The following is a 14,501-nucleotide window of genomic DNA, read 5'->3' on the forward strand; positions in this document are numbered from 1 at the left end:
GATCACCTTCTGCCCGTAAGGCGATCCAATGCGGTCTGGGCGTCCCTTATGGCTTGATCCACGCTCTTTTGCCCGCTGATCACCGCCTGGATCGCCTCGTTGATGGGCCTCATCCAGTCACCGCCGAACCCCCGGAAGCTGAAGGGGTAAACATTCCCTCCTTGCGCAGTAGAACCCTGGAAGACCACCCGGTTCAGTTCCGACTCCTTGGTGGGGCGTTGGAAGTAGGGATTGTTGGCCAAGGCTCGGCGGCTGGGGATGGCGAGACCACGTTCCAGCACCCACTGCTGGGCCTCAGGGGAGGTGAGAGCCTTTAAAACCTTAACCGCCGCGGCCTTGTTGGCGCTGGCCGCGTTAAGGCTCCAGGAAACAGTGAAGATGAAGTTTCCGCGCTTCCGGGTGACGGGATCCAGGGGCAGGAAGGTGGTGCCGTACCTCAGGTTGGGGGCTTTGTCCCTTAGGAATCCTGCGATCCAAGCTCCCTCGAGGGCCGTGGCAGCCTTCTCGCTACCGAAGCATCCCCCGGTCCAGCCTTCACCCAGGTCCTGGGCAAACTTTGCGGCACCTCGCCGGATGAGGCCGGTGTACCACTCGAAGGCACGCCGGAAGTTCTGGTCCAGGACGGAGTGTCCTTTCTCGTCAAAGGGCTTCCAACCGGTGGCAAAGGCAAAGGCTCCAAAGCGAGCGAAGTCCGCCACCAAGCATATCCCTGCCACATCCTTCAACTGCGACTGCACCTGACGGATTTTGGCTTCAAAGGTTTCCCAGGTATCCTGCTGGTTCGGGTAGGGGACCTTGGCCTCGTCGAAGAGGTCCTTGTTGAAGACCAAGGCCAGGGTGTTGAAGTCCTTGGGGATTCCGTAGAGCTTTCCCCGGTACGTGAAGGCCTGGACCAAGTTGGGGAGGAACTCGCCCACTTCCTGTTTACTAAAGTAAGCGTCCAGGGGCTCTACCCTTCCCGTGGCAAAAAGGCTTTCCGCCCAGAAGATGTCCACATAGAAGAGGTCGGGAGCCGTGCCAGCGGAGAGGGCATTGAAAAGCCACTGCGTATAGTCGCCTTCGATGGGTTGGTAGATAACACGTATCCCTTCCCGGTCCAGCTTAGGCTGGACCACTTCCTTGAGAAGACCGTTGACAATAGCGATGTCTGTACCGCCCCAGCCAGAGATGCGCACCTGGGTCTGGGCCAAGACCAGCCCGAGCATGGCTAAAAAGACAACCAGAATTCTTAGCATACTCCTCCTCCTTCACCAGTCTGCCTAAAGCCTATAGCCTGAAGCCGATCGGGTGAGAGATCCTTTCCCTATTCCACCTCCCTTCGCGCCGTAGAACCCCTGGGAACCAGATGAACAGGCACCCGCTTCCCATATGGGCTCTTTCTCTGTAGGGCTTCCCGGAGAAGCCTTACCGCTTCGCGGGCGATGGTAGGGATGTCCTGGTGGATGGTGGTGAGCCTTTCCCCTACCTCGGGGAGGTCGTCGTACCCCACCAGGCTCACGTCAGCAGGAACATGAAGGCCCAGATCCTCCAAAGCAGCCCAGGCCCCCAAGGCCATTTCGTCGGAGGCGGCAAAAAGAGCCGAGAAGCGCAAGCCCCCTTCCCATGCCCGCCTCACCACCCGGTAGGCATGGAGGGCATCAAAGTTGCCGTCCAGAACCAGCTCCGGGCGCCAAGTTAGCCCCGCTTCCAGAAGGGCCCTCTTATACCCAAGAAGCCGCTCCCTTCCCGCCTGGTGATGTAAGTGCCCCGTGAGAAGAGCAATGTCCCGGTGACCCAGTTCTAACAGGTGTCGGGTGGCCTTATAGCCCCCCTCCTCATCGTCTGGGGCTACCCAGAAGGTTCCGGGATAACAGCCGATGAGCACAAAGGGTACGTTGTTCCTCCGCAGGGTCTCGATGCGGGGGTCGTGGTCATGAGCACCCAGTAAGAGGTACGCCCTAGTCTTCTCTAAAGGTAGGCCGCGGGCATCCGTGGCAACCTCCGTCACCCGCAAACCCAGGCGCCACACCTCCTCGGAGAGGGCTTCCAGCAGGAGGGTAAAGTAGGGTGTATAGCGCCGCACTCCTGGGGCCAGAAGGAGGCCAACGGCCGTGGATTGCCCCACCAGTTCCCTGGCAGCGGCATTGGGAACGAAACCCTGGGTACGAACCACCTCTAACACCCGGGCCCGGGTTTCCGGGCTAACCCCAGGCCGGCCGTTGAGGACTCGGCTTACGGTACCTACGGAAACGTTTGCGAACCTAGCGATCTCTTTTATCGTCAGCTTCTTTTTGGTTTCCATCGTAAACGTTTTCTACAGCTTAACCCAGGGCCCGGCCCGCGTCAAGCCAAGGTTGCCCCGCTAGGATAGGGACATGGGAATATCCGAGCTGGAGGAAACCTTGAGGGCCAAGGCGGAAACGTTCTTGGCCCAAAGGCAAGGCTTCCGGGTTGAGAAAACGGAGGACGTGTTTGCCCGGCGCTTTTACCTTTCCCCGGAACGGGTGGAGGTGGTGAACCACTTGAGGGGAAAACCCCTGGCGGTATTTAACCCCGGGGTAGTGTACAGGGACGGAGTAGTACACCTTTTTGTACGTCTGATCTTCGATTACTACAGCTACGCCTCCAGCGTGGGGTACGTGGCCCTTCCCCTGGAAGACCTGCTCACCGGTCAGCTGCCTGACCCTTTGCCGGTGGAGATCGTCCTTTACCCGACTGAAGTCTGGGAGGCCTCGAGGGGATGCGAGGATCCCCGGGCCCACACCTGTGGCGCAGGCTTCCTCCTCTTCTATACCGGCGTGGGCAAGGTGGGTGAAGCCCGCCTCACCGACCACAAGGATGTCTTTTTCCCAGCCTTGGCCCTGGCCGAGTTCGATCCGGACCTCAAGCTCCGGCGCAAAGGATTGGTGCGAATAGGCCCGGAAGGAAAGGGCCTCCTTCTGCCAGCTAAGGGGGCCACGTTACTCCAGGGGAATGCCGTTCTTCTAAGGCCCAGCCTTGCCGGAGTTCCAGACCTGGGTTGGCGGGGGCGGCTGGATTGGAACAACCTCTCCATCGACCAGTTGGAACCTATCCTGGCCCCAGAGTCCTTTGAGTTTAAGGTGGGGTGGTCCACCAATGCCTACCCCTTGGGGGATGGAACCTATTTGGTGGCCTATCACGGCATCCTCCGCCGGGACTTGTCCTATCGTCATGGTTTCGCATTGCTTTCCGGCGACGGTGAACTTCTCGCTCTGTCCTCCTACCTTTTGGCCCCTCAGGGTCTTGTGGAAACGTACGGGAACCGGCCATTTACCTTGTACGGCAACGGCCTCTTCCTGCACGAGGACGAATTGGTTTTCGTGGGAGGGGTGGGGGACTACGCCGTGGGCGTTTTCACCGCCCCTTGGCAGGAGGTGCTCGGGCGGCTCAAGCCCCTGTAATGGACCGTACCACAAAAGTCTGGGATCGAGCAACCGGGAAAACCAGCGCAGGGTATTGACGGCTTTCCCCAACAAGTTGTAGCCTCCTGGGTAGGACACCCAACACTTGGGGTGTCCCGGCTGCGATGCCAGGCCGACAGGCCTGGACGCCTGCAGGCGGTGGGGGAAGTCCGGTGAAAGTCCGGCGCTGTCCCGCAACGGTAACCGGCTCTGTCCGGAAGCCCGAGTACCCGCTTCGCGGCCTTACCCCGTAGCCCTCGAGGCAAGGGTGAAGGTGGTGATGCCTGTGGGACCTTAGACTCCTAACCCCCCAAAACCCGGTGGCCCAAGGGACCTTGGGCCAGGCGACCTTAGGCAAGTTCTTGCCCAGCATGGGGTTATTCCCCTTGGGCAGGCAGCAGGGATGGTTTAGCTCTTGCGGGCCCAAAGACGGCCCTTGGAGGTCCGTGGTGAGGGAAACGCGCATGGTCTACCCAGTTTTCCCTGGGGAAACCAACCATTACGGGACCCTTTTTGGCGGCACCGCCATGGCCTGGATGGACCAGGCAGCCTTCGTGGCTGCAACCCGCCACGCCAGGCGCAAGGTGGTGACGGTGCACTCGGATGCGGTGGACTTCAAGCGCCCCGTACCCCTGGGCTCCATTGTGGAGCTGGTGGCCCGGGTGGTAGAGGTGGGCCGCACCTCCATGCGGGTAGAGGTGGAGATGTGGGTGGAACCCATTGAGCCAGGTAAGGAAGCCTATCTGGCGGCTAAGGGCGGGTTCGTGCTGGTGGCGGTGGATGGGGAGGGGCGTCCTGTTCCCGTGCCACCTCTGGAGGGGAAGGAATGATCCGTACGCTAGCTTACGGTCTTCCACGGCTCGGTCCTAACCGGGAATACAAAAGGCTTCTGGAGGGCTTCTGGTCAGGTTCCATATCGCGGGAGGATTTTCTCGAGGGCCTGGAGGCTCTCGAGGCCCTAAGGCTCGCCACCTACCGGGAACAGGTGGACCTTTACCCGGCGGGCGAGCTGAGCCTTTATGACCCCATGCTGGACCTGGCGGTGGCCTTGGGCCTTTACCCCCTGGATCCCGGGGACCTGGAGGGCTACTACGCCCTGGCCCGGGGCAAGGAAGCTCTGCCCCTCCGAAAGTGGTTCGGCACCAACTACCACTACTTGGTTCCACGCTTGCCAGAAAGGCCCCGGTATACCCCCCAGCCGGGCTGGGGCCTACCCTATCCCGTAGGCCGGAACCAGGCTTTGAAGGAGGGGCTCCCGACCCTGCTCGGACCCTACACCCTTCTGCGCATGGCGCAAAACCCCCCGGATCACCTGGGAGTACACCTGGAAGCCCTGACGGAAGCTTACGTGGAGCTGGTCCAGCCGGTTAGGGGAAGAACCGTGCTCCTCCAAGAACCCGCCTTGGGGTTGGATGGGGCAGAGGAGAACCTCCCCCACCTTCTGGCCTTCTACGGTACCTTAGCGCAGGAGGTTTCCTTGGTCCTCCTGCCCTACTACCTACCCCCCGCTCCAAGGGTGGTTGAGGCCCTGGCCACCCTTCCCCTTCGCGGTTTGGGGGTAATCCTGGCCCCAGGGATCTCCTTACCCCAAGTACCCAAGGGCACAGCCCTGGTGGTGGAGGTGGTGGAGGGTCTTGGGGTGTGGCGCACCAACCTCCTTGCCCTTGGGAAGGTTCTATCGCCTCTGGCAGAGACCGGGCAGGAGGTGTGGGTGGCTCCCAAAGCACCCTTGTACCACCTGCCGTGGGAAGTAGCGGAACCTTTGCCCGGAGCCTTGGCAGGCCGGTTGGCCTTTGCCCGAGAGCGGCTTAAGGAGCTTGCCCTGCTGAAGGCCATCCTCTTAACGTGGACCACCTCCCAGGAATCGCCGCCCTCGCCTGAGGAGGAAACTGCCTTCGCACAAGCCCGGGCCTGGTACACCCCACCCCCGCCTTGGGACTTCCGCCCCTCCCCAGTGCCGGCCTCGAGGCCACCCAGGGAAGAGCGCTCCAAAGCCCAGCAGAACCTGGCCCTTCCCCCTTTCCCCACCACCACCATAGGAAGCTTCCCCCAAACCAAGGGGCTTCGCGACTTCCGGAAAAGATTGCGCTCCAGGGCTCTTGACCAGACGGCTTACTGGCTGCACATCCAGGAAGCCATCCGGGCAAACATCCGCCTCCAAGAGCAACTGGGCCTGGACGTTTTGGTCCACGGAGAGCCCGAGCGCAGCGATATGGTGGAGTTTTTCGCGGAGCGTTTAGAGGGCTTCTATCCCACCCAGAAGGGTTTCGTCCTCTCCTACGGGAGCCGCGTCTGGCGCCCACCCATCCTCTTCGCCCCGCCCCGCCGGAGGGAGCCTTTGGTCCTTAGGGAAACCCTGTTCGCCCAAAGCCTCACCCCTAAGCCAGTAAAGGCCATCCTTACGGGACCCATCACCCTGGCTGCCTGGAGCTACCTACCCCAGGGGGTGGAGTTCAAAGAAGCGGTAATCGCCCTGGCGGAGGCCCTGCGGGAGGAGGTAAAGGAAGTGGCTTCCCACGGAATCCGGGTGGTGCAGGTGGACGAGCCGGCGCTTCTGGAGAAGCTCCCTTTGAAGGCAAAGGAGCGCCCTGGGTATTTGGCCCTGGTGGGGGAGGCCTTCCTGCGGGTAGTGGGGGAGCTTCCGCCGGAGGTCCAGGTGCACCTCCACCTCTGCCACTCCGATTACGCCGCCTTGCGCCCCTTCCTGGAGGTCATGGACCCGGATGTGGCAAGCCTTGAGGGAGCAAGGCAAGACCCCAGCTTTCTCCAAACCCTCACAGGGCTTTCCCTAGGCCTGGGCCCCGGAGCCTTTGACGTCCACTCCCCCCTGGAGGTTCCGACGGAGGAAATCCTTACCCGCCTTCAAGCCTACCTCCGGTACCTGCCTGCGGAAAGGCTATGGGTGAACCCGGACTGTGGCCTTAAGACCCGGAAGCCCGAGGAGGCCCTGGCCAACCTCAAGAACATGGTGGAGGCAGCCAAGAGGCTTCGGAAGGCCTTTGGAGGGAGCCATGCTCACGGATCCTAGGCCCCACTACCGTCCCTACGAGTATCCGAGGCTTTTAGCCTACCGGGACGCCATCCGGCACAGCTACTGGCTCCACACGGAGTTCAGCTATGCGGCAGACGTCCAGGACTACGCCCTGGCGGGTCCTGAGGTGCGCTCGTTGGTGGAGCGCTCCCTTCTTGCCATCTCCCAGGTGGAGCTTTCCGTGAAGCTCTACTGGGCCCGAACCTACGAGGTCTTCCCCAAGCCGGAGGTGGCCGAGGTGGGCATGACCTTCGCCGAGAGCGAGGTGCGTCACGCCAATGCCTACGCCCACCTTTTGGATCTCCTGGCCCTCGAGGACCGCTTTGCCCAGGCCTTGGAGGAGGAGACCGCCTTAAGGGAACGGCACCGCCACTTAACCGAGGTCCTGGGGTCCGCCTTCCGAGGCGACCTGAGGGGACACGCCCTCGCCCTCCTTCTCTTTTCCGCCTTCACCGAACACGCCTCCCTTTTCTCCCAGTTCTACGTGCTTATGGCCCTGAACAAGCGCCTTGGGCGCTTCAAGGGGATCTCCAACGCCATCGAGGCCACCAGTAAGGAGGAAAACCTGCACGGCCTCTTTGGGGTAGAGCTCCTCAGGATCCTTAGGGAAGAGCGGCCGGACCTCTTCGGGCCCTCCTTTACCAAGGAGGCCCTGGATAGGGTAGAGGCCTTCTTTCGCACGGAGGAGGCCCTTTTGGAGTGGATCTTCGCCCGGGGGGACACCGAGGCGGTGAGGGGAGAGGAGGTCCTGGAGTTCCTTAAGTGGCGGTACAACCAGGTTCTTGCCCTCCACGGCCTGCCCGCGCCCTTCCCCGTGCGGAAGGAGTGCCTAAGGGATACGGAGTGGTTTGACCTGGAGCTTTTGGCGGACAAGGAAGTGGACTTCTTCAACAAGAGGAGCGTGGCCTACGCCCGCAGGGTGCAGAGCTACGACCCGGAAAGCCTTTTCTAGGAGGGAAGGATGACCAAGACCAAGCGGGAATACCGGCCCTGGTACTGGGCCAACGAGTGGACGAGGCTCTACATGAGCCGGGGCTACCTTCTCCCTGGGGTGACGGTGGAGGAGAGGGTGAAGGAAATCGCCGACCGGGCAGAGGCCCTGACCCGCATCGAGGGCTTCTCCCGCAAGTTCCAGGAGTACGTGGCCCGGGGCTGGTACTCCCTCGCCACCCCCATCTGGGCCAACTACGGCCTCAAGCGGGGTCTCCCCATCTCCTGCTACGGCACCTACGTGGAAGACGACACCGCCTCCATCCTGAGGGCGGTGGCGGAGATCGGCATGATGAGCAAACAGGGTGGGGGCACCTCGGTTTACCTGGGGGCCCTTCGCCCCAGGGGAGCCCCCATCCGGGACAACGGGGAAAGCAATGGTTCCTACGCCTTCGCCTCCCTCTTCGACCGGGTGATCGAGGTGTTCAACCAGGGTTCCACCCGGCGGGGGCAGTGCGCCGCCTACCTCCCTATCGAGCACCCGGACCTCGAGGAGTGGCTCAAGATCCAGCGGGAAGGAGGGGAGATCCAGTCCCTCTTCTGGGGGGTTTCCGTGGGGGATGCCTGGCTGGAGGAGGCCATCGCCGGGGACAGGGAGAAACGGGAAAGGTGGGCTAAGGTACTCAAAAGCCGCGCCGAGGTGGGGATCCCCTACATCTTCTTCTGGGACAACGCCAACTGCCAGGCCCCGGAGGTCTTCAAGAAGCTGGGGAAGACGATTCATGCCAGCAACCTCTGCACCGAGATCATGCTCCCCTCGAGCCCCGAGGAAAGCTTCGTGTGCTGCCTCTCCTCCCTAAACCTCCTCCACTTCGACGAGTGGAAGGACACGGACGCCGTGGAAACCCTCACCATCTTCCTGGACTCCGTGCTGGACGACTTCATTGAGAAGGCGGAGGACATCCCCTACATGGAGCGGGCGGTGCGCTTCGCCAAGCGGTACCGGGCCATCGGGATCGGGGTTTTGGGCTGGCACAGCTACCTCCAGTCCAAGGGGATTCCCCTGGAGAGTGCGGAGGCCCTTTTCCTTAACAACCTCATCTTCAAGACCATCCGGGAAAAGGCGGAGGAGGCGAGCCGCTGGCTTAGGAAGCGCCATCCGGAGGACGAACTGGCCGACCTAATGGAAAGGCGGAACGCCACCCTCCTGGCCATCGCCCCCACCAAGAGCAGCTCCTTCATCCTGGGGCAGGTTTCCCCCTCCATCGAGCCCTACACCAGCAACTACTACCTCAAGGACCTGCAAAAGGCCCGAATCGCCTTCAAGAATCCCTTTTTGGAGGAGCTTCTCCAAGCAAAGGGAAAGAACGAGGAAAAAGTGTGGCGGAGCATCCTGGAGCATAACGGCTCCGTGCAGCACCTAGACTTCCTTTCCGGTGAGGAAAAGGATGTGTTCAAGACCTTTTCCGAGATTTCCCAAAAGACCCTGGTCAACCTGGCCATCGCCCGACAGAAGTACATCGACCAGGGTCAGTCCCTCAACCTGGTCATCCACCCCGAGGCTCCACCCAAGGACGTGAACGAGCTATATCTGCACGCCTGGAGGGGCGGGCTCAAGGCCCTTTACTACCAGTTCAGCGCCAGTGCGGCCCAAGCTTACAGCCGGGACCTGCTGCTTTCCTGCCGGGCTTGCGAAAGTTAAGAGCACCCTTGGCAGCCACCACGCAAGGGGGTTATACCACCCCCACTTTGGAAGGACCAGGCTGGGGGCTCAGGCAAGGATCTTCCTTAGTTAGGCCTTGTCATGGGGTGGCTGGGGGGCAAGGGGGGCGGGAAAGGGGATGCTCGGGTTAGACCCCGGCTCTGTGTTCGTGAAAAATCTTTCGCGAATGGAGTCCCCATGGCTCCTCTCGAGAAGGGCAAGCGAGCCTTCCTAGCCCACACCCCTCGGGTATGGGCCAGAGGGAGGCTTTGAGCCGAGGGTGGGGTGGGCTTAACCCCAGAAGGAAGTGCCAAAGCGGAGGCTTGTAGAGCCTCACATGGAAGATGGAAGAGGGGGTAGAGAGTATGGAGGTGCAAGCCCAACTAAGCTTCGGGAACCACTAAGTGGCACTATGAGGTCGCTTAGGGTGGCGGACGGTTTTTGGCATAGGGAGCAAGGTGGACCATCGTCACCTCGCGGTAAGTTTTTGAACGTCGTCACGCCGTTTTACCCAAGCCCATACTTAGGAACCTTTGCATGACCGGGAGCGCCCCCCTTTATACCCGATACTGGGCCCGGGCCTTACTCGCCGAATTCGACGTTGCCGGGGGAAAGGGAAAGGTAGACGGTCGGTGATCCCATCCCGGTATTGACCGTTTTCGGGTGGCCGGTGGACGCGAACCCTCTCTTTCCCGATGCGAGGAGCTGGCGGAGCGTATGCGCCGGTGAATTCTCGAGTGCAGGAGGCGAAACCCATCGCGGCCCTTCGGCGGCGATGTCGATCGCTCACGCCCTCAGGTTGTTATTCCCCTTTCGTCTCTATCGACGTCTACTGGCCGATATGGCAGGCACGCCAGCCGATCTTGACATGCATGGTGCGGCAGGATACACTGGGCAAAACGAGGTTAGGAAACTAACTACGCCCATGACCGACACGGCTACCCCTGCCATTGCGGATTTGCAAGCCCTAGGCTTCAGCCAGTATGAAGCCAAGGCTTATCTTGCCCTCCTTCGGGGCGGGCGGCAGAAAGGGTACGAAGTTGCAAAGGAAAGTGGGGTACCCCGCTCGATGGTCTACCAGGCCCTGGAGCGCCTGGTGGCCCGAGGAGCTGCGTACCGGACAGAGGATAAGGAAGGGGTTTTTTACGGAGCCGTTCCTCCTGAAGAGCTTCTCTCCCGGTATGAAAGGGATCTGGTGCGGAAGATAGCCCGCGCCAGGGAGAGCCTGAGCCGCATAGGGCCGGAGCGTCCCGCCGAGGCCATCTGGCGCGTGCGAGGCCCTGAAAGAACCGTGGCCGAGGCCCAGACCCTGGTGGAACAGGCTTACCGGGCCCTCACCCTTTCCCTGTGGCAGGAACAGCTGGACATTCTTCAGGATGCCCTGTTGGAGGCACGAAGGCGTGGTGTGCGGATCCGCCTTGTCCTTTTCGGAAACCGGGCTGATCCCGAACTGGGGAAGATCTACTACCACCACTTCGTTGATCCCAGGGTGGTGGAGGGAAGGCTTCGGGCTCGGCTTTTTGTCGTGGTGCGGGATCACGAGGAAGTGGTGGTGGGAAACCTGGTTGGGGAAGGGGAGAGCTGGGCGGTGCGGACCAGGGACCCGGCACTGGTCCTGGTGGCGGAGGAGTACGTGCGCCACGACGTGGTGCTGGCGGAGATGACCCTTGCGTACGGCGTGGACAAGCTCACCGCCCTGTGGACGGGCCGGGAGGATCTCAGGCAAATGGTGACAGGGGAGGAGGTCCATGGGGCTCCTTGACCTCTACCGGCTCATGTACCGGATCCGCCGCTTCGAGGAGCGGGTGGAGCGACTCTTTCTTGCGGGAAAGATCCCTGGCTTCGTCCACCTCTACATCGGGCAGGAAGCCGTGGCGGCTGGAGTCTTGGCCCACTACCGTCCGGGGGACTACCTCACCAGCACGCACCGGGGCCACGGCCACGCCCTGGCGGTGGGGGTCGAACCGAGGGCCATGATGGCGGAGCTCTTCGGCCGTAAGACGGGGATCTGCCGGGGAAAGGGGGGGAGCATGCACCTCTTTGACGCTGACCGCGGGATGCTGGGGGCCAACGGCATCGTGGCTGGCGGTATCCCCATCGCCGTGGGTGCCGGGCTGGGGCTCCGGGTTTTGGGGCGGGAGGGGGTGGTCTTCTGCTTCTTCGGGGATGGGGCCTTGGGCCGCGGGGTGCTCCACGAGGGACTGAACCTGGCGGCCCTGTGGAAGCTTCCCGTGCTCTTTGTTCTGGAAAACAACCGGTATGCTTCCACCACCGAATTTGCGGAGAGCCATGCCTTCCGTGTTCCCTCCTTGGTCGCCGCCTACGGGGTGCCGTATCTGGAAGCGGATGGTACCGACGTGGAGGAGGTCTATGGGGCTACGGCCGAACTCCTCTCCGGCATTCGCATGGGCCGGGGGCCAGCCTTCCTGGAGGTGCATACCTATCGCTTCAAGGGGCATTATGTGGGCGATCCCGAGCGGTACCGGAGCCGCCAGGAGGTGGAGGAAGCCCGAAGAAGGGACCCCTTGGCCATCGCCCGGGGTAAGCTCCTGGCCTCAGGCGTTGCCCAGAAAGAACTGGAGGACCTGGAAAGGGAAGAGGAGGAGCTTCTGGAAGAGGCGGTCGCCTTTGCGGAGCGCAGCTCATGGCCAGATCCGGAGGAAGCCCTGACAGACCTATTCGCCGAGCCGGTGAGCGACTACCCGTGGGGGGAGGGATGAGGGAAATCACCTTTGCCGAGGCCACCCGGGAGGCCATGGAGGAGGAGATGGCCCGGGATCCCCGGGTCTTTCTCATGGGGGAAGACATCGCCAAGCAGGGGGGCATTTTCGGGCAGTTCAAGGGGTTGCCGGAGCGGTTCGGCCTGGAAAGGGTTCGGGATACCCCGATCAGCGAGCCCACCCTGGTGGGGGCGGCCCTGGGGGCGGCGCTGGTGGGTGCCCGGCCCGTCTTGGACATCCACTTCGCAGACTTCCTCCTCCTGGCCATGGATGAGCTGGCCAACCAGGCGGCCAGCATCCGCTACATGTCCGGGGGCAAGCTCCGGGTTCCCCTGGTGATCCGTGCCCCGGATGGGGCCATCCGTTCCGCTGGGGCCCATCATTCCAAGAGCCTCGAGGCCCTTTTCCTCCATCTGCCGGGCTTCCAGGTGGTGGCCCCCGCTACCCCCAAGGATGCCAAGGGCCTATTAAAAAGCGCCATTCGGTCTGAGGACCCCGTGCTCTATCTTGAGCACAAGGCCCTTTATCCGCGAAAAGGACCCGTCCCCGAGGAGGAGTACCTGGTCCCCTTGGGCCGGGCGGAGGTGGTCCGCCCGGGGAGGGACCTCACCCTCATCAGCTACTCCCTGACCCTGCACAAGGCCCTGGAGGCTGCCGAACTCCTGGCCGGGGAGGGCGTGCAAGCGGAGGTGGTGGACCTTAAGACCCTCTATCCCCTGGACTGGGATACCCTGCTGGCCTCCGTGGAAAGGACGGGCAGGGCGGTGGTGGCCCATGAGGGGTGGCGCTTCCTGGGTCCGGGTGCCGAGATCGCCGCCACCTTGGAGGAAAGGCTTTGGGGAAAGCTCAAGGCCCCCGTGGGGCGGGTGGGGGCAGCCCATGTGCCCATTCCCTTCAGCCCTCCGTTGGAGCGCCGGGTTCTTCCCCAGGTGGAGGACATCCTCAAAGCGGCAAAGGAGGTGTTGGAGTGGCGCTAAAACCCATCCTGATGCCCCAGCTCGGCCTCACCATGCAGGAGGGAACCTTCCAGGGTTTCCTCAAGGAGGTGGGTGAGCGGTTTCGCCGTGGGGAACCCCTCTTTCAGGTGGAAAGCGACAAGGCCCTGGTGGAGGTGGAGGCGGAGGCGGATGGCGTCTTGAGGGAGGCCTTGGCGGAGGTAGGCAGAACCTACCCCGTGGGCGCAATTCTGGGGTACTACGAGGAGGTGTGAGATGAAGAGGATCCTGACCGGCATCCTGGTGCTCTTGGGACTTGCTTTCGCCCAGTTCAAGAGCGAGTACAAGCTCTCCGTGGTGGTGGCTCCCAACACCGCCTGGGGCATGGGGGCCCAGAGGTTCGCCGATCTGGTCAAGGAAAAGACGGGGGGCCGGGTCAACATCAAGGTCTACTTCTCGGGCCAGCTCTTTGCCGGACAGCAGACCAACGAGTTCCAGCTTCTGCGCACCGGCGTGGCGGATTTCGCCATCGGCTCCACCATCAACTGGTCGCCCCAGGTGAAGGAGCTGAACCTCTTCAACCTGCCCTTCTTCTTCCCCAGCTACAAGGAGCTGGACGCGGTGGAGGAGGGCCAGGCGGGCAAGGCCATCTTCCAAAGGCTCCGGCAGCTTGGCGCCGAGCCCCTTGCCTGGGGGGAGAACGGATACCGGCAGCTCACCAATTCCAAGCGGCCCGTCCGCACCCCGGAGGACCTCCAGGGGCTGAAGATCCGGGTGGTGGGGGCCCCCATCTTCATCGATACCTTCCGTGCCCTTGGGGCTAACCCCACCTCCATGAGCTGGGCGGAGGTGCTGACCGCCCTGCAGCAAGGGGTCATCGAGGGCCAGGAGAACCCCATCGTGGGGGTGATCATTCCCTACAAGCTCTGGGAGCTTGGGCAGCGCTACCTCACGGTGTGGAACTACGTGATCGATCCCCTGATCTTCGCCGCCAGCGCCCAGACCTGGCGCACCTTCCCCAGCGATGTGCAGAAGGCCATCCAGGAGGCTGCCCTCGAGGCGGCCCGTTACCAGAAGGCCCTGGCCCGCGCGGGAATGGACGACGGCACCGCCCTCCGCTACCTTTCCTCCCTGGGGGTGAAGGTGGAGATCACCGATCCGCTGGCCTATCTCCGGTCCCAGGGCGTGCAGGTCACGGTCCTGACGCCCCTGGAGATCGGCCGCTTCCGGGAGCGGGTGTCGGGCGTGGTCCAGCGGTGGATGGGGGAGATTGGGGGGACCCTGATCGTCCAGGCGGAGGCGGATAAGAAGCGGGCCAAGTGATGCTGCGCAAGGTAGAGGAAACCCTCTTGGCCCTGCTCCTGGGCGGCATGGCCACCTTGGCCTTCGCCAACGTGCTTACCCGCTACTTCCTGCGCTATCCCCTGGCCTTCACGGAGGAACTCCTGGTGAACGCCTTTGTCTGGGCCACCCTGCTGGGCGTGGCCATCGGTTTGCGGGAGGGCCAGGAGGGTGCCCACATCCGCTTTGTGGCCCTCACGGAGGTTCTCCCTGCGCCCTGGCGCCGGGGTTTCGTCGCCCTGGGCTTTGCCGTGTTTGCGCTCCTCTTCCTGCTCTTGGCCCTTTTGGCCTGGAGGCAGGCCCAGGACGACCTCCTCCTCAGGACCACCTCCCCCTCCCTGGGCCTGCCCAATGCGGTCTACACCCTGCCCACCCCCTTCCTGGCCCTCTGGGTGGCCTTTCGCGCCTTAGAGGGGGTGTGGCGGAGCCTTCGGGGGTAGG

The 14,501-nt window shown here is 62.6% G+C and carries 13 protein-coding genes and 1 riboswitch; of the genes, 11 read left to right on the forward strand and 2 right to left on the reverse strand.

The genetic code is table 11. The annotated features are described in order from the left end of the window. Positions 1-2: 2 nt before the first annotated feature. Positions 3-1,235 (reverse strand): extracellular solute-binding protein, encoded by a 1,233-nt coding sequence (locus KQ693_RS08985; RefSeq protein ID WP_135255912.1) that lies wholly within the window; start codon positions 1,233-1,235, stop codon positions 3-5. A 68-nt stretch (positions 1,236-1,303) separates the two neighbouring features. Next, on the reverse strand, positions 1,304-2,281 hold the full coding sequence (locus KQ693_RS08990; protein WP_135255913.1) for a LacI family DNA-binding transcriptional regulator: 978 nt from the start codon (positions 2,279-2,281) through the stop codon (positions 1,304-1,306). A gap of 73 nt (positions 2,282-2,354) precedes the next feature. Here KQ693_RS08990 and KQ693_RS08995 point away from each other — a divergent pair, with 73 nt between their 5' ends. From KQ693_RS08995 to KQ693_RS09045, 11 genes are all read left to right on the forward strand, one after another. Then, positions 2,355-3,401, forward strand: coding sequence for a glycoside hydrolase family 130 protein (locus KQ693_RS08995; RefSeq protein WP_267261000.1), 1,047 nt, complete (start codon positions 2,355-2,357; stop codon positions 3,399-3,401). Positions 3,402-3,522: 121 nt separating this feature from the next. Beyond that, a riboswitch (cobalamin riboswitch) is annotated at positions 3,523-3,653 on the forward strand. A gap of 212 nt (positions 3,654-3,865) precedes the next feature. Continuing rightward, on the forward strand, positions 3,866-4,231 hold the full coding sequence (locus KQ693_RS09000; RefSeq protein WP_167481970.1) for an acyl-CoA thioesterase: 366 nt from the start codon (positions 3,866-3,868) through the stop codon (positions 4,229-4,231). Next, the gene (gene metE, locus KQ693_RS09005; RefSeq protein WP_267261001.1) at positions 4,228-6,429 is read left to right on the forward strand and encodes a 5-methyltetrahydropteroyltriglutamate--homocysteine S-methyltransferase; all 2,202 of its coding nucleotides are present in this window, start codon (positions 4,228-4,230) and stop codon (positions 6,427-6,429) included. Before KQ693_RS09000 ends, metE begins: the two co-directional genes overlap by 4 nt. Beyond that, positions 6,413-7,384: a ribonucleotide-diphosphate reductase subunit beta gene (locus KQ693_RS09010; protein WP_267261002.1), complete on the forward strand. Its 972-nt coding sequence runs from the start codon at positions 6,413-6,415 to the stop codon at positions 7,382-7,384. The genes metE and KQ693_RS09010 overlap by 17 nt, the downstream gene beginning before the upstream one ends. Positions 7,385-7,393: 9 nt before the next feature. Beyond that, on the forward strand, positions 7,394-9,064 hold the full coding sequence (locus KQ693_RS09015) for a ribonucleoside-diphosphate reductase subunit alpha (protein ID WP_267261003.1): 1,671 nt from the start codon (positions 7,394-7,396) through the stop codon (positions 9,062-9,064). 925 nt (positions 9,065-9,989) lie between these two features. After that, the gene (locus KQ693_RS09020; protein WP_267261004.1) at positions 9,990-10,826 is read left to right on the forward strand and encodes a TrmB family transcriptional regulator; all 837 of its coding nucleotides are present in this window, start codon (positions 9,990-9,992) and stop codon (positions 10,824-10,826) included. Then, a complete protein-coding gene (locus tag KQ693_RS09025; RefSeq protein WP_267261005.1) occupies positions 10,813-11,784 on the forward strand; it encodes a thiamine pyrophosphate-dependent dehydrogenase E1 component subunit alpha in 972 nt (323 codons plus the stop codon). Before KQ693_RS09020 ends, KQ693_RS09025 begins: the two co-directional genes overlap by 14 nt. Beyond that, positions 11,781-12,761: an alpha-ketoacid dehydrogenase subunit beta gene (locus KQ693_RS09030; RefSeq protein ID WP_267261006.1), complete on the forward strand. Its 981-nt coding sequence runs from the start codon at positions 11,781-11,783 to the stop codon at positions 12,759-12,761. Before KQ693_RS09025 ends, KQ693_RS09030 begins: the two co-directional genes overlap by 4 nt. Then, positions 12,752-12,994: a lipoyl domain-containing protein gene (locus tag KQ693_RS09035; protein ID WP_028494456.1), complete on the forward strand. Its 243-nt coding sequence runs from the start codon at positions 12,752-12,754 to the stop codon at positions 12,992-12,994. The genes KQ693_RS09030 and KQ693_RS09035 overlap by 10 nt, the downstream gene beginning before the upstream one ends. A 1-nt stretch (position 12,995) precedes the next feature. Then, entirely contained in the window at positions 12,996-14,042 is a 1,047-nt protein-coding gene (locus tag KQ693_RS09040; RefSeq protein WP_267261007.1) for a DctP family TRAP transporter solute-binding subunit, read from the forward strand. Continuing rightward, a complete protein-coding gene (locus tag KQ693_RS09045; RefSeq protein ID WP_135255924.1) occupies positions 14,042-14,500 on the forward strand; it encodes a TRAP transporter small permease in 459 nt (152 codons plus the stop codon). Before KQ693_RS09040 ends, KQ693_RS09045 begins: the two co-directional genes overlap by 1 nt. Position 14,501 lies beyond the last annotated feature (1 nt).

Origin of the sequence: Thermus brevis (assembly GCF_026427635.1) — a bacterium.
In the GTDB taxonomy this organism is placed as follows: domain Bacteria; phylum Deinococcota; class Deinococci; order Deinococcales; family Thermaceae; genus Thermus; species Thermus antranikianii.